The following is a 21,843-nucleotide window of genomic DNA, read 5'->3' as shown; positions in this document are numbered from 1 at the left end:
GGCGCCCGCACTTTTTCATCCCGAACAACAGGAGACACCGATGAGTGACCGCATCTTCGGGGTCGTCGGGCTGCTTCTCGCCATCGGATTCGCGATATCCGCCCTGGCGATCGAAGAAAGCTTTCTGTCCGATGCCGTTGGGCCCAAGGCCTTTCCTTTGATCATCGCCGCCATTCTGGGCGTGTCCAGCGCCATCATCGCGCTGCGCCCGGATGCCGAACCCGAATGGCCCGCGCTGGGCCGGCTGGTCGAGGTCGGCGCCGCCGTGGTCGTTCTGATCCTGTATGCCGAACTGCTGCCGGTGGCGGGGTTCGTCATCGCCACGGCCTTTGCCGCCACCTATCTGGCCTGGCGGCTTGGCTCAGGCCCGATCGAGTGCATTCTTGTGGGAATTGGCACTTCGCTGGGCATCTATGTCATTTTCCACCTGGTTCTGGGCCTGTCACTGGCCAAAGGGCCGCTGGGGTTCTAGGGGGGCATCATGGAAACTCTTGCATCCTTGGGCGATGGGTTCGCCATCGCGCTGACCTGGCAGAACCTGATGCTGGCCCTGCTGGGCTGCTTTCTGGGTACGGTCATGGGCGCGCTGCCGGGGCTGGGCCCGTCGAACGGCGTGGCTATCCTGATCCCGCTGGCCTTCACGCTGGGGCTGGGCGCGACGCCCTCGCTGATCCTGCTGACCAGTGTCTATTACGGGGCGATGTACGGGGGGCGGATCTCGTCGATCCTGCTGAACATCCCCGGTGACGAGCCCGCGATGATGACCTGTCTTGACGGGCACCCCATGGCCAAGAAGGGCCTGGCGGGCGAGGCGCTGTCGTTGTCGGGAATCGCCTCGTTCGTGGGTGCGTTCTTGGCGACCTGGGGCCTAATCGTGCTGGCGCCGCAGCTGGTCAAGATCGCCCTGCTGTTCGGCCCGGCTGAATATTTCGCTCTGTTCGCGCTGGCCTTCATGACGTTGGGCGGCGTGTCTTCGACCAACCAGGCGAAATCGGCCTTTGCCGCCGCGCTGGGCCTTGGGCTTGCGACCATCGGGGTGGACACCCAGACCGGCGTGCCGCGCTTTACCTTCGGCGAAGTGCATCTGTATGACGGGCTGGATTTTCTGGTGGCCATCGTCGGCCTGTTCGCCCTGTCCGAGGTGTTCATCTTTCTGGAACATCGCCATGGAGGGTCCGATGCCGAGGGCCGCAAGCTGAACATCGGCAAGCTGTATCCGCCGATGTCGATGATCAAAAGCTGCACGCCCACGATGCTGCGCACCTCGTTTCTGGGCTTCATCGCGGGGGTTCTGCCGGGCGCGGGCGCCTCTTTGGGGTCGTTCATTTCCTACACGATGGAAAAGCGGCTGGTGGACAAGGAGAACACCTTCGGCACCGGCGATCCGCGCGGCGTGGCCGCGCCCGAGGCCGGCAACAACGCCGCCGCCGGGGGCGCATTGGTGCCGATGCTGGCGCTGGGCGTGCCGGGGTCGGGCACCACGGCGGTGCTGCTGGCGGTGCTGCTGGCGTTGAACATCACGCCGGGGCCGCTGCTGTTCACCCAGAACCCGGATGTGGTCTGGGGGCTGGTGGCCGCGCTGTTCATCGCCAACTTCATGCTGCTGGCCATGAATATCCCGATGGTGGGCCTGTTCACCCGCGTGCTGATGATCCCGTCGCGCATCCTGATGCCGATCGTGGCCATGGTCAGCTTTGTCGGCATCTACGGCATTTCGGGGTCCACCTTCGATCTGCTGGTGATGATCGGGTTCGGCGTGATGGGCTGGGTCCTACGCAAGCTGGACGTGCCGCTGGTCCCGATCATCCTGGGCACCCTGCTGGGCAACGCGATGGAGAACAACCTGCGCCGCGCCGTGACCATCGACAATGGCAACTGGTGGACCCTGATCGACAGCCCGTTGTCCATCGGGTTGTGGACCATCGCCGTGATCGGCTTCATCCTGCCGCTGATCGTGGGTGCGCGGGTCAAGGCCCGGATGCACCAGCGCCGCGACGAAGAAGGCGCGATCAGCGACTGACCGCCGCGCCATCCCGCCCTCCGCCCATCCGGGCGGGCGGCGGCCCTCGGGGGTCGGGTTGCGCTGTTGACGATTTTCTCGTGCAGGTTAGGCAGGACGGGTCCGCAGACGCAGGCAGCAGGCGAAGCCAGTGCCACAGGCAGCGCAGATTCTCGAATTGGAACAGTGGCCGACGATCCGCCCGGATGACCGTCAGGCCATCCACCAACTCGTCACCGCGCTGGAATTCGCGCCTCCGGGTATGGTGCCTGTCGGGCCAAATTCGGACGCACAGGCCCAACTTGCGGCCCTGCGGGGCCCCGACTGCCACGAGGACCTGCTGGTGCCCGACCCGCCTGCACAAACGGTGAGCCGAGTGGATGCGGATCCTGTCGGCGCACGGTCTGCACCACGCGGTTTCGATCGGGCAGGTCATTTCGGGCCGGGTTCTGACGATCAACGGAACGGTTGCGGGCTCGGTGCTGCTGTTTGTGCCGGGGGCCGTCATCTACCTGGCCCCGGTGACCGGGTTGGGCATCCTGCTGGCCACTTTCACGTCGTCGATGCCCCAGTTCGGCCTGCTGGCGCTGCCGGTGCTGATCGTGATGAACCTGCTGTCGGGCAGCACGACCCCGATGGAAAGCATGCCGGACTGGCAGCGCATGGCGATGTAGGTGTCTCCCTCGACCCATTTCGTGGGTTTTGCCCAGGCCATCCTCTATCGCGGGGGCGGTCCTGCGATTGTCTGGCCGCAGATGGCGATCATGGCCGGTCTGGGGGCGGCCTTCTTCGCGCTGGCCTTGCGCCGGTTTCGTCAGTCGATGGCCTCGGCCCGGTAACCCGGCCCCGAGCCGAACCGTCCTGCGGAATGGCCGAGACCAATGTGTCCCGCCGCGCGATCTGCCGAGTATTCTTGGGTCCAAAGAAGGATGGTGCCGGTGAAGGGACTCGAACCCCCGACCCCATCATTACGAATGACGTGCTCTACCAGCTGAGCTACACCGGCATCCTTCTTGCGTCATGGGCCGTGATGGCCCTGCGGATCCCTGCACCTTGTCCGACCGGGGCAATTGTGACCCGACGCGTCGGTGGAGGCGACCTCGGGGCGTCCCTTAAACCAAGGCTTGCCGCCTTGCAAGAGCGATTGGCGGCCTGACCCGCGACCTTGGGTCGGTGGCGCGGCGCAATCGGCCGCTTGATGAAAGACGCCCGGATTCAGGCGCGCCGTTCACCGATCGAAGCCACGCCCAGCACCGAGAGAACCTTGGCCTCGATATGCTCGGCGTTCATGCCTGCGACTGCGTACATGTCGGCGGGGCTGGCCTGGTCGATGAAAATGTCCGGCAGCACCATCGAGCGGTATTTCAGGCCGCGATCGAACACGCCCTCATCCGCCAGCAGTTGCGCCACGTGGCTGCCGAACCCGCCGATGGCGCCTTCCTCGATGGTGATCAGTGCCTCGTGGTTGGCGGCCAGGTCCAGGATCAGGTCGCGGTCCAACGGCTTGGCGAACCGGGCGTCGGCGATGGTCGGGGTGATACCGCGGGCGGCCAGCGATTCTGCGGCCTTCTGCACCTCGGTCAGGCGCGTCCCGAAAGACAAGATCGCCACCCGCGCCCCCGACTGGATCAGGCGGCCCTTGCCGATTTCCAGAACCTGCCCACGTTCGGGCAGATCGACGCCCACGCCTTCGCCCCGCGGATAGCGGAATGCGATGGGGCCGTCGTCGTGGGCGGCGGCTGTGGCGACCATGTGCACCAGCTCGGCCTCGTCGGCGGCGGCCATCACCACCATGCCCGGCAGGTTGGACAGGTACGCGATGTCGAACGACCCGGCATGAGTCGCGCCATCAGCACCCACCAGCCCCGCGCGGTCGATGGCAAAGCGCACTGGCAGGCGCTGGATCGCCACGTCGTGCACCACCTGGTCATAGCCGCGCTGCAAAAACGTGGAATACATCGCGCAGAACGGTTTCAGCCCGCCCGCCGCAAGCGCGGCCGAGAACGTGACCCCGTGCTGCTCGGCAATCGCCACGTCGAAACAGCGCGATGGGTAGCGTTCGGCGAACAGGTTCAGCCCGGTACCGTCGGGCATCGCCGCGGTCACCGCCACGATCTTGTCGTCGCGGCTGGCCTCGTCCACCAGGGTCTTGCCGAAGACCGAGGTGTAGGACGGCGCGTTCGACGGCGCCTTCTGCTGCTTGCCGGTGACCACGTCGAACTTGGCGGTGGCATGGCCCTTGTCCCGGGCCTGCTCGGCCGGGGCATAGCCCTTGCCCTTTTTGGTCAGCGCGTGGATCAGTATTGGCCCGGTCGCCCGCGCCTTGACCGTGCGCAGAACCGGCAGTAGCTGGTCCAGGTCATGCCCGTCGATCGGGCCAACATAGGAGAATCCCAGCTCTTCGAACAGGGTGCCGCCCACCGCCATTCCTTTGAGCATTTCTTTGGCGCGCTTGGCGCCTTCGCGGAACGGTTCGGGCAGCAGAGACACCGCCCCCTTGGCCGCTGCTTTCAGATCGTGGAACGGCTCTTCGGCATAGATGCGCGAGAGATAGTTTGACATCGCACCCACGGGCGGGGCGATGCTCATCTCGTTGTCGTTCAGGATCACGATCAGGCGTTTTTTCAGGTGGCCGGCGTTGTTCATCGCCTCGAAGGCCATGCCGGCCGACATCGACCCGTCGCCGATCACCGCGATCGCGTCGCCCAGCCCCTCGGGTGTGACCCCGCCCAGGTCGCGGGCCACGGCAAAGCCCAGCGCCGCGCTGATCGAGGTCGAGCTGTGCGCCGCGCCGAACGGGTCATAGGGGCTTTCGCTGCGTTTGGTGAACCCGCTGAGGCCGCCTTTCTGGCGCAGGGTGCGGATACGGTCGCGCCGCTCGGTCAGGATCTTGTGGGGATAGCACTGGTGCCCGACATCCCAGATGATCTTGTCGCGCGGCGTGTCGAACACCGCGTGCAGGGCCACGGTCAGCTCAACCACGCCCAGCCCTGCGCCCAGATGCCCGCCGGTCACCGACACGGCCGAGATCGTCTCGGCCCGCAACTCGTTTGCCAGCTGATGCAACTGCGCGTCCGAAAACTGCTTGAGATCCGCCGGGCGGTTCACAAGGTCCAGAAGCGGGGTGTTCGGACGGTCTGACATGGCATCCCTTACGGTTCAGCTTTCACGCGCAATAACGAAGCGGGCGGCTTCCTTCAAGGTTTCGGCCTGCGGTCCGTAGCCGTCCAGCGCGCCGCAGGCCTGCTCGACCAGCTCGGTCGCGCGGGCCTTGGCGGCGTCGAGGCCCAGCAGGGATACGAACGTCGCCTTGCCCGCCTGTGCGTCCTTCTGCAATCGTTTGCCCGCCTTTTCGCTGTCACCCTCCACATCAAGGATGTCGTCGGTAATTTGAAAGGCAAGGCCCAGCGCGGAGGAATATTGACGCATGCGTTGGACGTCCTCTCCGGCCAACCGGGCCCCGGCACAGGCCGACCATTCGATCAGCGCGCCGGTCTTGCCGGCCTGCAACCGGGTGATGTCCTCCAGCGAGAGCGGTTGCTGCGCCGTTTCCGCCGCAATGTCCAGCGCCTGCCCCAGCACCATGCCCTGCGCGCCTGCCGCCTGCGCCAGCGTCAGGGTCAGGTCGGCGCGAATCTCGGCCGGCCCCACTTCGGGGCGGGCGCACAGCTCGAATGCCAGCGCCTGCAAAGCGTCGCCAGCCAGAACCGCGATGCCATCGTTCCATTGCTTGTGCACGGTCGGGCGGCCGCGGCGCAGGTCGTCATCGTCCATGCAGGGCAGATCGTCATGCACGAGGCTATAGGCGTGCAGCGCCTCGATCCCGATCGCGGGCCAGATCGCGCAGGTCTCATCTATTCCGTGCAGTCGGGCGCTTTCCAGCACCAGAAATCCGCGCAGCCGCTTGCCGCCCTGCGTGGCATAGGCCATCGCCCGGGTGACATCGACATCGTCCAGCGCACCCAGAATCAGATCGAACTGCGCCTGGATCAGCGCCGCATCCTGCGCCAGCCTTTCGGAAAACATTACAGACCTTCGACAGGGGTCGTCCCGGTGGGCTGACCATCGGAATCCAGCGTGATGGCGGCCACTTTCTCCTCGGCGCGCTTCAGCTCTTCCTCGCAGCGTTTCTTCAGCTTGGCGCCGCGCTCGTACAGGGCGATCGACTGGTCCAGCGCCACGTCGCCGCGCTCCAGTTGGCCGACCACGGCCTCCAGCTCTTTCATCGCCTGCTCGAATGTCATCTGTTCAACGGGGGTCTCGGTCATCGGGCTGCCTTCATCAGTTCTTCAACATGGGCGCGTGTGGCTTTGGCCAGTGCGTTCAGATCATACCCGCCTTCCAGAGTCGAGACGATACAGCCCTTACACAGCTCGTCGGCGATCCGGCAAAGCTGAGCGGTGATCCAGGCGAAATCGTCGGTGGACCAGTTCAGATTGGCCAGCGGATCGTCCTGATGGGCGTCGAAGCCGGCAGAGATGATGATCAGCTCGGGCTTGAACGCGCGCAGCCGGGGAAAGGCCTGTGCCTCGTAGGCCGCGCGCATCTCGGCCCCGCCGGTGCCGGGGGCCAGCGGGATGTTCACGATGGTGTCATGCGCCCCGGTTTCATCCGGCCGTCCCGAGCCCGGCCACAGCGGCATCTGCTGGCTGGTGATCACCAGCGCGCGGGCCTCGTCCCACAGCAGATCCTGCGTGCCATTGCCGTGATGCACGTCGAAATCCACCACCGCGACCCGACCCAGCTCGTGATGATCCAGCGCATGCTTCGCCGCCAAAGCGGCATTGCCGAACAGGCAGAATCCCATGGCGGTTTCCCGTTCGGCGTGGTGGCCCGGCGGCCGAATGGCGCAGAACGCATTCGGCGCCTCACCGCCCAGCACCATGTCCACCGCCCGAACAACGGCCCCCGCCGCCCGATAGGCCGCATCGACCGAGCCGGGTGACATGAACGTATCCCCGTCGATCTGGCGGAACCCCTCGGTCGGGCGGGCGTCACGGATTTCGCGGATATAGCTCTCGGGATGGATACGCAGCAGATCGTCATCCGCCGCCAGCGGCGCGGTCACCCGTTGCAGGTCCAGAGGCTCCAGCGCATGCAGGATATGTTCCAGCCGGGCCACCCGCTCGGGATGCCCCTCAGGGGTGACATGACCCAGACAGTCGGCATGCGTCAAAACAGCGGTCTTCATCAAAATCCCCCACTTCATCTGGCCAAAAATATCCTCGCCGAAGGCAACAAAACGCCGCGCAGCGGCAAAATCAATCCGGCGCCAGCATATAGCCCGCGCCCCGCACCGTCTGCAGATAGCGCGGCTGCTTGGGGTCTTGCTCGATCTTGCGGCGCAGGCGCGTGATCTGCACGTCCACCGCACGCTCCTGCGCCTGCCCCTTGTCGCGCCCCAGATCCTCGACCAGCTTCGACCGGCTGATCGGCTCGCCCGGCTGGGCCGAGAAGATCTTCATCAACTGGCTTTCGGTGGCGGTCAGCCGCACCGGCTCTTCGCCCTGCCACATCTCGCCGCGTTCGATGTCATAGCGGATCGGCCCCAAATGCAGGATCTTGGTGGCCGTGTCCTGCGCTGTGGTTTCCGGCATCCGCCGCAGGATTGCGTTGATCCGCAGCAGCAGTTCCTTGGGTTCGAACGGCTTGGCCAGGTAATCGTCTGCTCCGGCTTCCAACCCGGCGATCCGGTGCTCGGTCTCGCCGCGTGCCGTCAGCAGCAGAATCGGCGTGTCATGCGTCTCGCGCAGGGCACGGGTCAGGCTGACACCATCCTCGCCCGGCATCATCACATCCATCACGATCAGGTCGAAATCCAGCCCCGACAGGACCCGCCGCGCATGGGCGGCATCACGCGCCGCGGTCACAAGAAATCCGCTGCGCATCAAGAATTTCTTGAGCAGATCACGGATGCGTTCGTCGTCATCGACGATCAGAAGATGGGCGTCCACGTCGCTCATGAAGTTGAATCCCGCAGTTTCGTGTAAGCCCGACGCATATCAGCATCCATCATCGCTTCAAGAACCTTGCGGAACCCGGCAACCGCCTCGGGGCCGGCTTCCTTGTAGGCCGCGCGCATCCGGGCGCGCTGGGCGTCCGACAGCTGCGCCTCGAGCGCCTTGCCCTTTTCAGTCAGGTACAGGTGGCGTTCGCGCTTGTCGACGGTGCCGACCCGGCTCTCGACAAGGCCGTCGTCGATCAGCGTGCGTAGCACCCGGTTCAGCGACTGCTTGGTCACCCCCAGGATCGCCAGCAGGTTGTTCACCGTGGTGCCCGGCGCACGGTTGATGAAATGGATCGCCCGGTGATGCGCCCGGCCATAGGCCATTTCGCTCAGAATGCGGTCGGGGTCGGCGGTAAAGCCGCGATAGGCAAAGAACATCGCCTCGATCCCCTGCCGAAGCTGTTCATCTGTCAGAAACAACAGGCTTTCTCCGCCAAAGACCGGGGCGGGGCGGATCTCGGACATATCGGGCCTCATTCGTTGCACGCCCCGACTTTAAGTCAGCGTTATTGACATTCCAAGGGCGGACAGGTATCGAATCGCAGTTTTTGCGCAATTTTGTGTCCGGGTCGGACCTAAGTGGCGCAACAATCGGAAATGTGACCCGGGTCAGGAGGTTTCGGATGGCGGGATATGACGATCGTGACGGTGTCATCTGGATGGATGGCGAATTTGTGCCCTGGCGCGATGCCAAGGTGCATGTCCTGACCCATGCGATGCACTATGCCAGCTCGGTCTTCGAGGGCGAGCGTGCCTATAACGGCAAGATCTTCAAAAGCCGCGAACATTCCGAGCGGTTGATCAAATCGGCCGAGGCGCTGGACATGCCGATGCCTTACACGGTTGATCAGATCGAGGCGGCCAAGGCCGAAACGCTCGAGAAAAGCGGCCTCAAGGACGCCTACGTGCGCGCGCTGGTCTGGCGCGGCTCGGGCGAGGATATGGGCGTGGCCTCGGCGCGCAACCCGGTGCGCATGGCCATCGCGGTCTGGCCCTGGGGCGCCTATTATGGCGATGCCAAGATGCAGGGCGCCAAGCTGGACATCGCCGAGTGGAAGCGGCCCAGCCCGGAAACCATCCCGGTCCATGCCAAGGCGGCGGGGCTGTACATGATCTGCACCATCTCCAAGCACAAGGCCGAGGCCAAGGGCTGTTCCGATGCCTTGTTCATGGATTACCGCGGCTATGTGGCCGAGGCGACCGGTGCCAACGTGTTCTTCGTCAAGGATGGCGAAGTGCATACGCCGCTGGCCGACTGCTTCCTGAACGGCATCACCCGCCAGACGGTGATCCAGATGCTGAAAGACAAAGGCATCACCGTACACGAACGCCACATCCTGCCCGAGGAGATGGCCGATTTCGAACAGTGCTGGTTGACCGGCACCGCGGCCGAGGTCACGCCGGTGGGCCAGATCGGCGAGTACACCTTCGAGGTCGGCGACCTGACCCGCGAGATCGCCAACGATTACGAACAGCTGGTCCGCAGCTGACGCATACGAAAAACGGGCGCCGTTGACGGGCGTCCGTTTTTTCTTTCGCGTCGAAATATTCAGAAATCGATGCCGCGCTGGGCCTTGATGCCGGCCTGAAACGGGTGCTTTTCCTCGGTCATTTCGGTGACCAGATCGGCATAGTCACGCAGCGCCTGCGGCGCGTCGCGCCCGGTCAGAAACACGCTGGTCCGGTCCGAGCGCGCCTTCAGCCCCTCGATCACCGCGTCCACCGACAGGTATTCATAGCGCAGAGCGATGTTGATCTCGTCCAGCACCACAAGGTCATAGTCGCCGCTGGCCATCAGGTCGCGCGCCTTATCGAAGGCGGCGGTCGCGGCGGCAATGTCGCGGTCGCGGTCCTGGGTGTCCCAGGTGAAGCCTTCGCCCATCGTGTGCCAGGTGACCAGATCGCGTTCTTCGAAGAACCGCCGTTCGCCGGTCTTCCATTTGCCCTTGATGAACTGCACCACGGCGACCTTCTGGCCCCAGCCCAATGCGCGGATCACCACGCCGAACGCGGCCGAGGATTTGCCTTTGCCCTTGCCGGTGTTGATCAGCACCAGCCCCCGACCGGGATCCACGGCCTCGGACACTTTTTTGCGGTGCTGGGCCTGCACCTGTTGCATCTTCTGTTTGTGGTCCTGTGCGTCGCTCATGGCAAAACCTCGTTGATTGTCCGCGCCAACCTAGGCGATGGGGGCGAAAGGTAAAGTCAGGGTTTGTGATCGGTCAGCGACCGCGCCTTGCCGCGTTCCAGACCCAGCTGGTGTTCGCGCCAGATCACCACCGCATTGCCGGCGATCACCAGCGCCGCCCCCAGCAGGATCGCCAGGGTCGGCAGTTCGTCAAACCAGACATAGCCGATGAAGATGGCAAACAGCATCGATGTATAGTCATAGGGCGCCAGCATCGAGGCCTGCCCGAACCGGTAGGACGAGGTCACCAGAATCTGCGCGACGCCGCCGATCAACCCCATCGTGATCAGGATCAGCAGCTGGTTCAGGGTGGGCGCGGTCCAGCCCCAGAACACGGTCAGCGCCGACAGCAGCGTGGCGGTCATCGAGAAATAGAAGACGATCGCGGCGGGATGGTCGACCTGCACCAGTTGCCGGATGTGGATCTGCACGAAGCCGCGGGCCACGGTCGCGCCCAGCACGCACAGCGCGCCGATCGTGGCGCCGGTGCCCAGATCGGCCGAGCCCAGCCGCGGCCAGATCATGATCAGCACGCCCAAAAGCCCGATCGCCACCGCGCCGATGCGGATCAGGCGGATGCGCTCGCCCAGCAGCAGCGCCGCCAGGATCAGGGTGAAGATAGGGGTGGCATAGCCGATCGCCGTAACCTCGGGCAGGGGCAGCAGGCTGAGCCCGGTAAAAGTCAGGCCCATGGCGGTGGTGCCCAGCACTCCGCGCCAGAAATGGCCCATGGGCTTCCTGACGACAAAGCCCTGCGCGAGTTCCCCGCGCGAGATCAGCCAGGCCACGATCACCGGCACCGCGAACAAGGAACGAAAAAAAACCATCTGGCCCGGCGGGAAATCGGCCGACAGCGCCTTGACCAGCGCCGACATCGCCGTGAACAGGAACAGGGCGCTGAGTTTCAGCGTCACGGCAAGCACGGGGCGATGAGAGGTCAGGGATTGGGCCATCGGCGCGACCCTGCGCCTTTGTGCGGCAAAGATCAACGGGTCGGATTGGGGCGTGTCCAGCTGTCGGGCAGGGGGCTGCCGATCTCTTCGGCGAATTCGGTCAGAAACCGGATCATGCGCCGGACCCGTTGCTGCGCGATCTGCCGTCCGGCCTCGGTCAGCATGTCGTCGGGCAGGGCCAGCAGCTTCACCTTCCAGTGGTCGATCGAATAGTGCAGATCGTCCAGCGGCCGGTGGGCTGCGAACGGATCGGCCGGATCATAGAGCGTCCGCCCCAAAGCGCCGGACACCGAGAAATTCCGCGCGATCCCGATGGCGCCCAGCGCATCCAGCCGGTCGGCATCGCGCAGGATGCGCGCCTCGGGCGTCTCGGGCGGGATGTTGGCGGAAAAACTGTGCGCCTCGATCGCGTGGCGGGTGGCGGCGATCTGGGCATCGCTCAGGCCCAGTTCCCGCAGAACAGGCTCGGATTCTTCGGCCGACCGGCGCGAGGCCAGGTGCCGGTCGGGGTCGTTCTTGGGCAGGTTGACCAGATCGTGCAGATAGCAGGCCGCCAGCAGTACGGTCCTGTCGGTTTGCGCATCGGCGATGGTGCGGGCATTGACCCAGACACGGTCCAGATGGGCCAAGTCATGGGCCGGGTCGGTGATCATCCGCTGCGCGACGACCGCGCGCAGGCGGTCGCGCAGCTCAGCCAATCCGTCCACGGTTTTCACCGATCTGGCCGCGATGCAGCAGCAGGTGGTCCAAGATCACGCAGGCCATCATCGCTTCGCCCACCGGCACGGCGCGGATGCCGACGCAGGGGTCGTGGCGGCCCTTGGTGATGATCTCGGTCTCTTCGCCCGATTTGGTGATGGTCTTGCGCGTGGTCAGGATCGACGAGGTGGGCTTGACCGCGAAACGTACCACGATGTCCTGCCCGGTCGAGATGCCGCCCAAGATGCCGCCCGCGTGGTTCGAGCTGTATTGCGGGCCGTCCTGGCCCATGAAGATCTCGTCGGCATTGGCCTCGCCGGTCAGCTCGGCGGCGGCCATGCCTTCGCCGATTTCCACGCCCTTGACAGCGTTGATCGACATCATCGCCGCGGCCAGATCGGTGTCGAGCTTGCCATAGACCGGCGCGCCGAGGCCCGCGGGGACGCCGCGCGCCACCACTTCGACCACCGCGCCGACCGAATTGCCGGATTTGCGCAAATCGTCCAGATAGGCTGCCCAGTCCTCGGCGGCTTTTGCATCTGGGGTCCAGAACGGGTTCTGTTCGATCTGCGCCCAATCAAAGTTGGTCCGGTCGATCCGGTGCGGGCCGATCTGGGTCATGTAGCCGGTGATCTGGACGTTGGGCGCGATCTGCTTGATCGCCTCGCGCGCCAGCCCGCCCGCGGCCACCCGCGCCGCCGTTTCGCGGGCCGAGCTGCGCCCGCCGCCGCGATAGTCGCGGATGCCGTATTTCTGCCAATAGGTGATGTCAGCATGGCCGGGGCGGAACTTTTCCATGATGTCCCCGTAATCCTTCGAGCGTTGATCGGTGTTCTCGATCATCAGCTGGACGGGCGTGCCGGTGGTCTGGCCCTCGAACACGCCCGACAGGATTCTCACCTGATCGGGCTCGCGCCGCTGGGTGGTGAACTTGTTCTGGCCCGGTTTGCGCTTGTCCAGCCAGTGCTGGATCATGCCCTCGTCGATCGGGACGCCGGGCGGGCAGCCATCGACCGTGGCGCCCAGCGCGGGGCCGTGGCTTTCACCCCAGGTGGTGACGCGGAAAAGGTGTCCAAAGCTGTTCATCGACATGGGGCATGCTCCTTTGAGGGTCGTGATTAACGGCGAGAGCCTGCCGCCTCAAGCGGATTTGCGGTCGGGGCATCGCTGCCCCAACCCAGTGTGCCTAGGCCGCACGGGTCAGTGCGGCGCGGGTTTCGATGATTTTCAGCGCCGCCCGGGCTGCCTCGCGCCCCTTTTCCACGAAATGCGCGCGGTAGATAGCGTTGTGATGGTCGGTTTCCTGGTACTGGTGCGGCGTCAGCGACACCGACAGGACCGGCACGCCGCTTTCGAGCCCTGCGCGCATCAGCCCGTCAATGACGGCCTGCGCCACGAAATCGTGCCGGTAGATGCCGCCATCGACGACAAAGGCCGCGCAGGCCACGGCGGCATAGCGGCCCGTCTGGGCCAGGTCGCGGGCCAGCAGGGGCATTTCGAACGCGCCCGGCACGTCGAACACATCGACCTGATCGGCGGGGATCAACTCCAGAAATCCGTCCAGCGCGCGGTCGACGATATCGGCATGCCAGTTGGCTTTGACGAAAGCATAGCGGGTGTGTGTCATCGTGATCTCCTTTCAGCTTGGTGGCCTGCTGGCGGGTGCGAATGGTTTCGCGGCCAGCGCGGCATGACACGTCACCCAAGGCGATCACGGACAGACGCGCCCGTGGCGGGGCGCGCTGCTCGTTCTCTTTCATCCGGACTGTAACCGTCGGCTCTGGCCTCTCACCAGATCTGCTGACACTCTGCCGGTTGGACGGCAGAGCCGCTCGCGGGCTGGCGGGCCTGGGCCCGCATACCGCCGGTGGGGAATTCCGCCCCGCCCTGAGAACGGCGCGACCTTGCCAAGCGCACGCGCGATCTGCAAGACCTGTCGACAGGAGGACGGCCATGCACCCCAACCCAGCCTTTCGCGCCGAGGACCGCGCGCGCCATGTGGAGTTTGCCCGCAGTCGGGGATTCGGCGTACTGGCGCTGTCCGCTGACGGCCCGCCATTGATCAGCCATGTGCCCTTTCTGCTGTCCGAGGATGGCGCGGTGGCCGAGCTGCATCTGGTGCGGTCGAACCCGATCGTGCGGGCGCTGGCCGACCCGAAGGAGGCGCGGATCGCGGTTCAGGGCCCCAACGGCTATGTCTCGCCCGATTGGTACGGGGTCGCGGATCAGGTACCCACATGGAATTACGTGGCGGTCCACCTGACTGGCCGGCTGGAATTGCAGCCCCAGGACCGGCTGCGCGATCTTCTGGATCGGCAATCGGCCTTTTTCGAAGAGCGGCTGAAGCCCAAGCCGCTCTGGTGCGCCGACAAGATGGACCCGGCAGCGCTGGAGCGCATGATGCGCATGATCGTGCCCTGCCGGTTGCAGATCACTCAGATCGACGGCACCTGGAAACTGAACCAGAACAAGCCCGAGGCGGCGCGGCTGGCCGCCGCCGGGCATGTCGAGCAATACGGGATCGGCACCGAGCTTGGTCAACTGGCCGCCCTCATGCGCGAAGTCTGATCCGATTACGCTTCAGTCGCTGAACGTCGCCAGATAGGCGGCGATATCCTCGGCGCCTTGCTTCAGCTTGATGCTCATGTTCGGGCGGGCGGTGTCGTCGTTCAGGAAGTCCCGGATGAACCCGATCGGGTCGCGGGCGTAGGCGGCGATGTTCTCTTGCGTCCAGACCAGGCCGTTTTCACCAGCGCGGATCATGTCATCGGTGAACATGCCGATGGGCAGCCGTTCACTGCCGTTCAGATAATCGTTTTCGGTTCCGGCGGTCCTGCCGACCACGCCATAGAGATTCGGGCCGGTGATGCCGCCTTTGACCAGAACCTCGCCATCCTTGATGATGGCGTGGCAGGACGAGCAGCGGTTGTAGAGTTTCTCGCCGCGCGCGGGGTCGCCTTCAGCCCAGGCTTGATGGGTGGCGGCGACCGTGACCAGCAGGACGGCGGTTCTGAATAATGTCATGGGACTCCTCGATCACTGCGTTCGCGCGCGCGCCGAATTGCGTCAAATCTGACTGGTCCGCAACCCAAAAATGCGCGCCATGGTTGTTGAAAAAATGACTTGAAAATAAAAATTTGGCGGATTCTCGGTCGGCCACTGCCCCGGATGCTCGAGGGCCTGCCGGTCCGTATGGTGATGCCCGGCGCTCATTGTGCGCGGGCCCGGATCACCGCCCGGCCGGAGCGACGACGCCCCGGGATTCGCCTGCCGCGTGATTCGCGCGTTCACCCAGGGATTTCCGCCGTTTCGGGGCAAAGATCTTGAAAAATGACCCCCGCATTGTGACATGAATGCCCAGATGCGGCGTAGTGCGCGCCTATGACCGCTGGACGAACCGTTTTCTCCCGGCTAGATACCCGCGATGAGACGCCGCTTTGATGCGGTGCTGATGCATGTTTGCCCGAAAGCCGGGCGCTGGAATCGGAGAAAACCTCGTGTCCCACGCAGAAGACCACGAAGGCACCCGCAGAGATTTCCTCTACTACGCCGCCGGCGGCGCAGGTGTCGTTGCGACGGGTGCCGCCGTATGGCCCCTGATCAACCAAATGAACCCCTCGGCGGACGTTCAGGCGCTGTCCTCGATCCGCGTGGATGTCAGCGGTGTCGAGGTCGGCACCCAGATCACCGTCAAATGGCTGGGCAAGCCGGTGTTCATCCGCCGCCGTACCGAAGAAGAAATCCAGCTGGCGCGCGAAGTGTCGCTGGACGAGTTGCCGGATCCGATCGACCGCAACGCCAACAAACCGGGCCTGCCGGCCACAGACGAGAACCGCACCCTGGACGAGGCTGGCGAATGGCTGGTGATGATGGGGGTGTGCACTCATCTGGGCTGTGTGCCGCTGGGTGACGGTGCAGGCGACTTCCAAGGCTGGTTCTGCCCGTGCCACGGGTCGCACTATGACACCGCGGGCCGCATCCGCAAGGGCCCGGCCCCCGAGAACCTGCATGTTCCGGTTGCCGAGTTCCTCGACGAAACCACCATCAAGCTGGGTTAAGGAGGCGCGCTGATGTCCGGTATCCCGCACGACCATTACGAGCCGAAGACCAAGGGCGAAAAGTGGCTGAACAGCCGCCTGCCCATCGTCGGGCTTCTTTACGACACCCTCATGATTCCCACACCCAAGAACTTGAACTGGATGTGGATCTGGGGGATTGTGCTGGTCTTCTGCCTGGCACTGCAGATCATCACGGGCATCGTCCTGGTGATGCACTACACCCCGCATGTCGATCTGGCCTTTGCCAGCATTGAACACATCATGCGCAACGTAAATGGCGGCTTCATGTTGCGGTACCTGCACATGAACGGCGCCTCGCTGTTCTTTGTGGCCGTCTATATCCACATTTTCCGCGGTCTGTACTACGGTTCCTACAAGGCCCCGCGCGAGGTGACCTGGATCATCGGCATGCTGATCTATCTGCTGATGATGGCCACCGCCTTCATGGGCTATGTTCTGCCTTGGGGGCAGATGTCCTTCTGGGGCGCAACCGTGATCACCGGCCTGTTTGGCGCGATCCCCTTCGTTGGCGACGCAATCCAGACCTGGCTGCTGGGCGGACCCGCCGTGGACAACGCCACGCTGAACCGTTTCTTCTCGCTGCATTACCTGCTGCCCTTCGTGATTGCGGGGCTGGTCATCGTGCATGTCTGGGCCTTCCACACCACCGGCAACAACAACCCCACCGGGGTTGAGGTTCGTCGTGGATCGAAAGCAGAGGCCGAGAAAGACACCTTGCCGTTCTGGCCCTATTTCGTGATCAAGGACCTGTTTGCGCTGGCCGTCGTGCTGGTCGTGTTCTGGGCAATCGTCGGCTTCATGCCGAACTACCTGGGCCACCCGGACAACTACATCGAAGCCAACCCGCTGGTTACGCCCGCGCACATCGTGCCCGAATGGTACTTCCTGCCATTCTACGCGATCCTGCGTGCCTTCACCAGCGAAGTATGGGTCGTGCAGTTCGCCAGTTTCATCACCGGTGGCATCATCGACGCCAAGTTCTTTGGTGTTCTGGCGATGTTCGGTGCAATCCTGGCCATGGCGCTGGCGCCCTGGCTGGACACTTCGAGTGTGCGGTCGGGCAAGTACCGCCCCATGTTCAAATGGTGGTTCTACCTTCTGGTCATCGACTTCTTCGCCCTGATGTGGCTGGGAGCCATGCCTGCAGAGGAACCCTATGCGACCTTCTCGCTGATCGCCTCCGCCTACTGGTTCGCCTATTTCTTCGTGATCCTGCCGATCCTCGGCGTGATCGAGAAGCCCGAGCCGCAGCCGGAAACCATCGAAGAAGACTTCAACGCGCATTACGGCAAGGCTGACGCCGAAGCCACGCCGGCCGAGTAAGAAGAGGGACGGGAAACCATGTTCAAGAAACTTGCAATCGGCGCCGCGTTTGCCATCGCTCTTGCTCCTGCTGCGGTTTCCGCAGCCGGGGGCGGCGAGCAGCACATCGAAGACTTCGCGTTCTCGTTCGAAGGGCCATTCGGCACCTGGGATCAGAACCAGCTGCAGCGCGGCCTGCAGATCTATACCGAGGTCTGCGCGGCCTGCCACGGCCTGAAATACGTGCCGCTGCGCGATCTTACGGCGTTGGGTTACTCGGAAGAAGAAGTCATCGCCTATGCGGCTGGAACCTTTGAGGTGTTCGACCCCGAGCTGGACGATTTCCGTCCGGCCAAACCGACAGACCATTTCCCCGAAAATGACGGTGTGGGCGCACCAGACCTGAGCCTGATGGCCAAGGCGCGTGCGGGCTTCCACGGGCCTTACGGTCTGGGAATCAACCAGCTGGTCAAGGGCATGGGTGGTGCGGAGTACATCGCCTCGTTGCTGGACGGTTATACCGGCAAGGAAAAGGAAGAGGCCGGCACGGTTCTGTATGAAAACACTGCCTTCCCCGGCGGCTGGATCTCGATGGCCCCGCCCCTGTCGGACGATCAGGTCGAATTCGCCGATGGTCACGAAGCCACCGTCGAATCCATGTCACAGGACGTTGCTGCGTTCCTGATGTGGACGGCCGAGCCGAAGATGATGGAGCGCAAGCAAGCCGGCTTTGTCGGCGTGCTGTTCCTGACCATCCTGTCGGTGCTGTTGTACCTGGTGAACAAGCGCCTGTGGGCGCCGGTCAAGGGTAAGAAATCCGCCTGATCCGTCAGGGACCATACCAAAGACACCAAGGGCCCCGCGCATCGTGCGGGGCCCTTTTTCTTGCCGGTCCGTTGGCGGGTTCCTGCCGTCAGCGTCGGCTTATCCCGGCCATCTAAGCCCAAAGAATATGGTGCCGCGTGCCACCTGCCGGCAGTTTCCGTTTAGCGCCGGACTGCATGGCGCGTTCACCTGAACCGAGGAGACCACCACATGAAATTCCCTTTCATCGCAGCCGCTTTGCTTGTTGCCGCCCCCGCGCTGGCCGCCGATCTGACGCCCGACATGGAACTTGGCAAAACCGAAGACGCCGTGCGCAGCGCACTGACCGAGCTTGGCTTTGACGTGCGCAAGATCGAGGAGGAAGACGGCGAGATCGAAGCCTATGTCGTCAAGGACGGCGAAATGGCCGAGGTCTATGTGGATCCGGCAATCGGCAAGGTCTCGAAGGTCAAGGGGTGAAGTCGGACATGCCCGGTTTCAACCTGGCCGAGGGTGGGCGCGACAGCGCCCGCCTGGTGCACGTTTGGGACCCGTTGGTGCGCGTGATTCACTGGTCTGTGCTGGCCGGTGTGTTGTTGAATGCGGTCGTCACGGACCCCGAAGGGGACCTGCATGAAATCATTGGATATGCCACCCTGGGTCTTGTCTTGCTGCGGCTTGTCTGGGGTTTTCTGGGGGTCCAGACGGCGCGGTTCACGGCGTTTCCGCCCAACCCCCGGGCCGCGCTGGCCCATACGGGCGAGATCCTGCGTGGAGACCGGACCGTTCACCTGTCGCACAACCCGCTGGGGGCGTGGATGGCCTACAACATCTGGGCCACGCTGATCGTGATCTGCATCACGGGGATCATGATGGGCACCGTTCGGTTCTTTGGGTTCGAATGGGTAGAAGAACTGCACGAGCTTGGGTTCAACTGGCTGATGGTCTCGGTCGTACTGCACGTCTGCGGGGTTGTGCTGGACCAGCGCAGGACCGGTGTTGCTTTGGTCAAAGCCATGATAACAGGAAGCAAGAACATTCCTGATGGAATTTCGACAAAATGAAGAAACACATTCTCGAAACTCTTTGGCCCGGGGATACGGATGTGCGCCGGGCCAAGATTCTGACCGCGATGATCATTGTCCAGGTCTTGTGTGCCACGTTCTTTCTGATCGATGTCATTCTCGATTTCGATGCGGGCGGGCACCCGACGCATCTGGCGCTGGAAACCTTCGTTGCGGTTGTTCTGGGCGCTGGAATCTGGGTTCTGATGGTCGAACTGCGGGCGCTGCTGGTTCGGATGGAGCAGGCAAGGCAGGGCTTGCGCGTGGCACGGGGGGAATTGGCCCAAGTGATCGATGGCTTCTTTGATCGCTGGGGCCTGACCGGCGCGGAACGTGACGTTGGCCTGCTGATCCTCAAAGGATTCGACAACGAAAACATCGCGCGTATCCGGGGCCGGGCGGTCGGAACCGTGCGCGCGCAATCCGCGTCAATTTATGCCAAGGCAGGTGTGGATGGCCGGGCCCAGTTGATCAGCGTGTTCTTCGAAGAGCTTCTGGCCAATGATACCCCAACCGGGGACGCCGGTCAGGCGGTCAGCCGTTGACCATCCAGTCCGATGATCCGGGCCGTCACGATCTGTCCTTCGGGTTGCGGAGTCGTGAATGAAACCTCGGTGAACTGCTCGGTCCGGCCCATGTGGGGATTCTCCATCAGGATGTGATGGGTCTTGCCCAGCTGTGCCGCCAAGTGCTTGGCAACCTGCGCGTCGCCGGCCGCCCGCAGCCGCGCGGCACGATCCTTGATGACGGCGCCGTTGACCTGCTGCGGAATGCGCGCGGCGGGGGTGCCTTCGCGTTTGGAATAGGGAAAGACGTGCAGCCAGGTCAGGTCGCAGTCGGTCACCAGTTTCAGCGAGTTCTGGAAATGCGCCTCGGTTTCCGTCGGAAAGCCCGCGATGATGTCGGCGCCAAAGGTGATCTCGGGGCGCAGTTTGCGGACCTCTTCGGTGAATCGGATGGCATCGTCGCGCAGGTGGCGGCGCTTCATCCGTTTCAGGATCAGGTCGTCGCCATGCTGCAGGGACAGGTGCAGATGCGGCATCAGGCGCGGCTCGGTCGCGATGGCCTGCATCAGATTCTCGTCCACCTCGATCGAATCGATCGAGCTGATGCGCAGGCGCGGCAGATCGGGCACCAGTTTCAGGATGCGCATGACCAGATCGCCCAGCTTGGGGCTTGCGGGCAGGTCGGCCCCCCAGGATGTCAGGTCGACGCCAGTCAGCACGACCTCGTTATAGCCCCGGTCCACCAGCCGCTTGATCTGGTCCACCACCACGCCCGCCGGGACGCTGCGCGAGTTGCCGCGGCCATAGGGGATGATGCAGAAGGTGCAACGATGGTCACAGCCGTTCTGGACCTGCACATAGGCGCGCGAGCGGGTGCCGAATCCGTCGATCAGGTGGCCGGCGGTTTCGGTGACCGACATGATGTCGTCGACCTGAACCGCCTCGGTTTCGCCGATGAAATCGGCGGCCATGCTCTTCCAGGTCTCGGGGCGCATCTTTTCGGTATTGCCGATCACCGCATCGACCTCATCCATCGTGGCAAAGGTCTGCGGTTCGGTCTGGGCCGCGCAGCCGGTCACGATCAGGCGCGCATTCGGGTTCTCGCGGCGCAGCTTGCGGATCTCCTGCCGGGCCTTGCGCACGGCCTCGGCGGTGACGGCGCAGGTGTTCACGATTACCGCATCGGTCAGCCCGGCCTGCTGCGACAGCTCTTTCATCGCCTCGGTCTCGTAGGCGTTGAGCCGGCAGCCCAGCGTGGTGAATTTCGGCGGGTTCATCCCAGCGTCCTCAGGAATTCGGGCGTCAGCGTGCCCGAGAAGACATGGCAGGTGGGGCCGGTCATCCAGACGCCGTCCTCGCGCCAGTCGATCCAGATGGTGCCGCCGTCCAGCTCGATCTGCACCTTGCGCCCGGTCAGGCCACGCCGCGCCGCCGCCACGGCCGTGGCACACGACGACGAGCCCGAGGCCAGCGTGATGCCCACGCCGCGCTCCCACACCCGCATGCGGATGTGATCCGGGCCGATGATCTGGGCGATTTGCACATTGGTGCGCTGCGGATAGAGCGGGTGATGCTCATAGCGCGCGCCGAATTCCTCCAGCGGAATCGCCTCGGCGTCTTCGACGAAGAAGGTGCAATGCGGGTTGCCCATGCCGGTGGCCACCGGTCCGCCTTCGATCGGTAGTTCCAACGTATCCACTTCTTCCGCCAATGGAATATCGGCCCAGTCCAGCTGCGGATGCCCCATGTTGACCGAGGTCAGCCCGTCGCCTGCGCCCCGCGCCAGCAGCGTACCGTGGCTGGTGGTCAGCGTCAGTTCGGATTTGCCGCTTTCCTGCATCAGGAACCGGGCGATGCAGCGGGTGGCGTTGCCGCAGGTGGCCGAGATCGACCCGTCGGCATTGTAGAACACCAGATGCGCATCCGATTCGCCGTTTTCGATGACGGCCAGCTGGTCGAATCCGACCCCAAATTGCCGGTGTCCGATCCCGCGCGCCAGCGCCGGCGTGATCTGCACCGGATGCGCGCGCGCGTCCACAATGACGAAGTCATTGCCAAGCCCGTGCATCTTCATGAAGGGCAAACCAGTGTCGGGTCGCTGTTGCATGGCGGGCATATAGCCTTGCCGCAGACATGAATCCAGCCCGGCGCGAAGATTCCTGAAAAAAGGGGTTGACCCCCCGCCGCCTCAACCCTAATTAGGCCGCCTATCGGGACGCCGGGAACACACTGATTTCAGGCG

The 21,843-nt window shown here is 64.0% G+C and carries 26 protein-coding genes, 1 tRNA gene and 1 riboswitch; of the genes, 12 read left to right on the top strand and 15 right to left on the bottom strand.

Annotated elements, in window-relative coordinates; genetic code table 11:
* The first annotated feature begins 40 nt into the window (after positions 1-40).
* The 4 genes from AC2FMM_RS08450 (at position 41) to AC2FMM_RS08435 (ending at position 2,838) form a co-directional block, all read left to right on the top strand.
* Entirely contained in the window at positions 41-472 is a 432-nt protein-coding gene (locus AC2FMM_RS08450; protein WP_496680137.1) for a tripartite tricarboxylate transporter TctB family protein, read from the top strand.
* A 9-nt stretch (positions 473-481) separates the two neighbouring features.
* Positions 482-2,020: a tripartite tricarboxylate transporter permease gene (locus AC2FMM_RS08445; protein ID WP_496680135.1), complete on the top strand. Its 1,539-nt coding sequence runs from the start codon at positions 482-484 to the stop codon at positions 2,018-2,020.
* A 359-nt stretch (positions 2,021-2,379) separates the two neighbouring features.
* Entirely contained in the window at positions 2,380-2,673 is a 294-nt protein-coding gene (locus AC2FMM_RS08440; RefSeq protein ID WP_496796314.1) for an ABC transporter permease, read from the top strand.
* The gene (locus AC2FMM_RS08435) at positions 2,674-2,838 is read left to right on the top strand and encodes a hypothetical protein (RefSeq protein WP_496796313.1); all 165 of its coding nucleotides are present in this window, start codon (positions 2,674-2,676) and stop codon (positions 2,836-2,838) included.
* Positions 2,839-2,929: 91 nt separating this feature from the next.
* Here AC2FMM_RS08435 and AC2FMM_RS08430 read toward each other — a convergent pair.
* From AC2FMM_RS08430 to AC2FMM_RS08400, 7 genes are all read right to left on the bottom strand, one after another.
* Positions 2,930-3,005, bottom strand: a tRNA-Thr gene (locus tag AC2FMM_RS08430).
* 209 nt (positions 3,006-3,214) lie between these two features.
* Positions 3,215-5,143: a 1-deoxy-D-xylulose-5-phosphate synthase gene (gene dxs, locus AC2FMM_RS08425; protein WP_496796312.1), complete on the bottom strand. Its 1,929-nt coding sequence runs from the start codon at positions 5,141-5,143 to the stop codon at positions 3,215-3,217.
* Between the two features lie 15 nt (positions 5,144-5,158).
* Positions 5,159-6,025, bottom strand: a complete 867-nt coding sequence (locus AC2FMM_RS08420) for a polyprenyl synthetase family protein (protein ID WP_496796311.1) — start codon at positions 6,023-6,025, stop codon at positions 5,159-5,161.
* Positions 6,025-6,267: an exodeoxyribonuclease VII small subunit gene (locus AC2FMM_RS08415; protein WP_496796310.1), complete on the bottom strand. Its 243-nt coding sequence runs from the start codon at positions 6,265-6,267 to the stop codon at positions 6,025-6,027. Before AC2FMM_RS08415 ends, AC2FMM_RS08420 begins: the two co-directional genes overlap by 1 nt.
* Complete coding sequence (locus AC2FMM_RS08410) at positions 6,264-7,190, bottom strand: histone deacetylase family protein (RefSeq protein WP_496796309.1); 927 nt, start codon at positions 7,188-7,190, stop codon at positions 6,264-6,266. Before AC2FMM_RS08410 ends, AC2FMM_RS08415 begins: the two co-directional genes overlap by 4 nt.
* A 70-nt stretch (positions 7,191-7,260) precedes the next feature.
* On the bottom strand, positions 7,261-7,962 hold the full coding sequence (locus AC2FMM_RS08405) for a response regulator (RefSeq protein ID WP_496689442.1): 702 nt from the start codon (positions 7,960-7,962) through the stop codon (positions 7,261-7,263).
* Positions 7,959-8,471: a MarR family winged helix-turn-helix transcriptional regulator gene (locus AC2FMM_RS08400; protein ID WP_170391323.1), complete on the bottom strand. Its 513-nt coding sequence runs from the start codon at positions 8,469-8,471 to the stop codon at positions 7,959-7,961. The genes AC2FMM_RS08405 and AC2FMM_RS08400 overlap by 4 nt, the downstream gene beginning before the upstream one ends.
* Positions 8,472-8,629: 158 nt before the next feature.
* On the opposite strand from AC2FMM_RS08400, the gene AC2FMM_RS08395 reads away from it, so the two are divergent.
* Entirely contained in the window at positions 8,630-9,496 is an 867-nt protein-coding gene (locus AC2FMM_RS08395) for a branched-chain amino acid aminotransferase (protein WP_170340845.1), read from the top strand.
* Between the two features lie 59 nt (positions 9,497-9,555).
* On the opposite strand, the gene cobO is transcribed toward AC2FMM_RS08395, so the two are convergent.
* The 5 genes from cobO to AC2FMM_RS08370 form a co-directional block, all read right to left on the bottom strand.
* Positions 9,556-10,155, bottom strand: a complete 600-nt coding sequence (gene cobO / locus AC2FMM_RS08390; protein WP_496796308.1) for a cob(I)yrinic acid a,c-diamide adenosyltransferase — start codon at positions 10,153-10,155, stop codon at positions 9,556-9,558.
* 56 nt (positions 10,156-10,211) lie between these two features.
* A complete protein-coding gene (locus AC2FMM_RS08385) occupies positions 10,212-11,147 on the bottom strand; it encodes a DMT family transporter (protein WP_496680121.1) in 936 nt (311 codons plus the stop codon).
* 32 nt (positions 11,148-11,179) lie between these two features.
* Complete coding sequence (locus AC2FMM_RS08380) at positions 11,180-11,854, bottom strand: HD domain-containing protein (RefSeq protein WP_496680119.1); 675 nt, start codon at positions 11,852-11,854, stop codon at positions 11,180-11,182.
* Positions 11,838-12,938 carry a chorismate synthase gene (gene aroC / locus AC2FMM_RS08375; protein WP_496796307.1) on the bottom strand — a complete coding sequence of 367 codons (1,101 nt, stop codon included), beginning with the start codon at positions 12,936-12,938 and terminating at the stop codon, positions 11,838-11,840. The genes AC2FMM_RS08380 and aroC overlap by 17 nt, the downstream gene beginning before the upstream one ends.
* 94 nt (positions 12,939-13,032) lie before the next feature.
* Complete coding sequence (locus tag AC2FMM_RS08370; RefSeq protein WP_496796306.1) at positions 13,033-13,473, bottom strand: 6,7-dimethyl-8-ribityllumazine synthase; 441 nt, start codon at positions 13,471-13,473, stop codon at positions 13,033-13,035.
* Between the two features lie 117 nt (positions 13,474-13,590).
* Positions 13,591-13,745: riboswitch (FMN riboswitch) on the bottom strand.
* Between the two features lie 54 nt (positions 13,746-13,799).
* On the opposite strand from AC2FMM_RS08370, the gene AC2FMM_RS08365 reads away from it, so the two are divergent.
* A complete protein-coding gene (locus AC2FMM_RS08365; protein WP_496796305.1) occupies positions 13,800-14,414 on the top strand; it encodes an FMN-binding negative transcriptional regulator in 615 nt (204 codons plus the stop codon).
* 12 nt (positions 14,415-14,426) lie between these two features.
* Here the strand turns inward: AC2FMM_RS08365 and AC2FMM_RS08360 are convergent, their stop codons facing one another.
* Complete coding sequence (locus AC2FMM_RS08360; protein ID WP_496680113.1) at positions 14,427-14,870, bottom strand: c-type cytochrome; 444 nt, start codon at positions 14,868-14,870, stop codon at positions 14,427-14,429.
* Positions 14,871-15,343: 473 nt separating this feature from the next.
* Between AC2FMM_RS08360 and petA the strand changes: the two genes are divergently transcribed.
* The 6 genes from petA to AC2FMM_RS08330 all read left to right on the top strand — a co-directional run bounded on the left by petA (position 15,344) and on the right by AC2FMM_RS08330 (position 19,640).
* Positions 15,344-15,904 carry a ubiquinol-cytochrome c reductase iron-sulfur subunit gene (petA, locus tag AC2FMM_RS08355; RefSeq protein WP_496680112.1) on the top strand — a complete coding sequence of 187 codons (561 nt, stop codon included), beginning with the start codon at positions 15,344-15,346 and terminating at the stop codon, positions 15,902-15,904.
* A gap of 12 nt (positions 15,905-15,916) precedes the next feature.
* Positions 15,917-17,248, top strand: a complete 1,332-nt coding sequence (petB, locus tag AC2FMM_RS08350; RefSeq protein WP_496689455.1) for a cytochrome b — start codon at positions 15,917-15,919, stop codon at positions 17,246-17,248.
* Positions 17,249-17,266: 18 nt separating this feature from the next.
* The gene (locus AC2FMM_RS08345) at positions 17,267-18,052 is read left to right on the top strand and encodes a cytochrome c1 (RefSeq protein ID WP_496680110.1); all 786 of its coding nucleotides are present in this window, start codon (positions 17,267-17,269) and stop codon (positions 18,050-18,052) included.
* 210 nt (positions 18,053-18,262) lie between these two features.
* Positions 18,263-18,511, top strand: coding sequence for a PepSY domain-containing protein (locus tag AC2FMM_RS08340; RefSeq protein ID WP_496796304.1), 249 nt, complete (start codon positions 18,263-18,265; stop codon positions 18,509-18,511).
* Between the two features lie 8 nt (positions 18,512-18,519).
* Positions 18,520-19,095 carry a cytochrome b/b6 domain-containing protein gene (locus tag AC2FMM_RS08335; protein ID WP_496712372.1) on the top strand — a complete coding sequence of 192 codons (576 nt, stop codon included), beginning with the start codon at positions 18,520-18,522 and terminating at the stop codon, positions 19,093-19,095.
* Complete coding sequence (locus AC2FMM_RS08330) at positions 19,092-19,640, top strand: helix-turn-helix transcriptional regulator (RefSeq protein ID WP_496689461.1); 549 nt, start codon at positions 19,092-19,094, stop codon at positions 19,638-19,640. The genes AC2FMM_RS08335 and AC2FMM_RS08330 overlap by 4 nt, the downstream gene beginning before the upstream one ends.
* Here the strand turns inward: AC2FMM_RS08330 and mtaB are convergent.
* Both mtaB and dapF read right to left on the bottom strand, forming a co-directional pair.
* Positions 19,622-20,878, bottom strand: coding sequence for a tRNA (N(6)-L-threonylcarbamoyladenosine(37)-C(2))-methylthiotransferase MtaB (mtaB, locus tag AC2FMM_RS08325; protein ID WP_496796303.1), 1,257 nt, complete (start codon positions 20,876-20,878; stop codon positions 19,622-19,624). The two genes, AC2FMM_RS08330 and mtaB, sit on opposite strands and share 19 nt — an antisense overlap.
* Positions 20,875-21,717 carry a diaminopimelate epimerase gene (gene dapF / locus AC2FMM_RS08320; RefSeq protein WP_496742484.1) on the bottom strand — a complete coding sequence of 281 codons (843 nt, stop codon included), beginning with the start codon at positions 21,715-21,717 and terminating at the stop codon, positions 20,875-20,877. Before dapF ends, mtaB begins: the two co-directional genes overlap by 4 nt.
* Positions 21,718-21,843: the final 126 nt, after the last annotated feature.

It is taken from the genome of Ruegeria sp. BHSC043 (assembly GCF_059612985.1).
The sequence above is the reverse complement of the archived record's forward strand: the minus strand, read 5'-3'. Positions and strand labels throughout refer to the sequence as shown.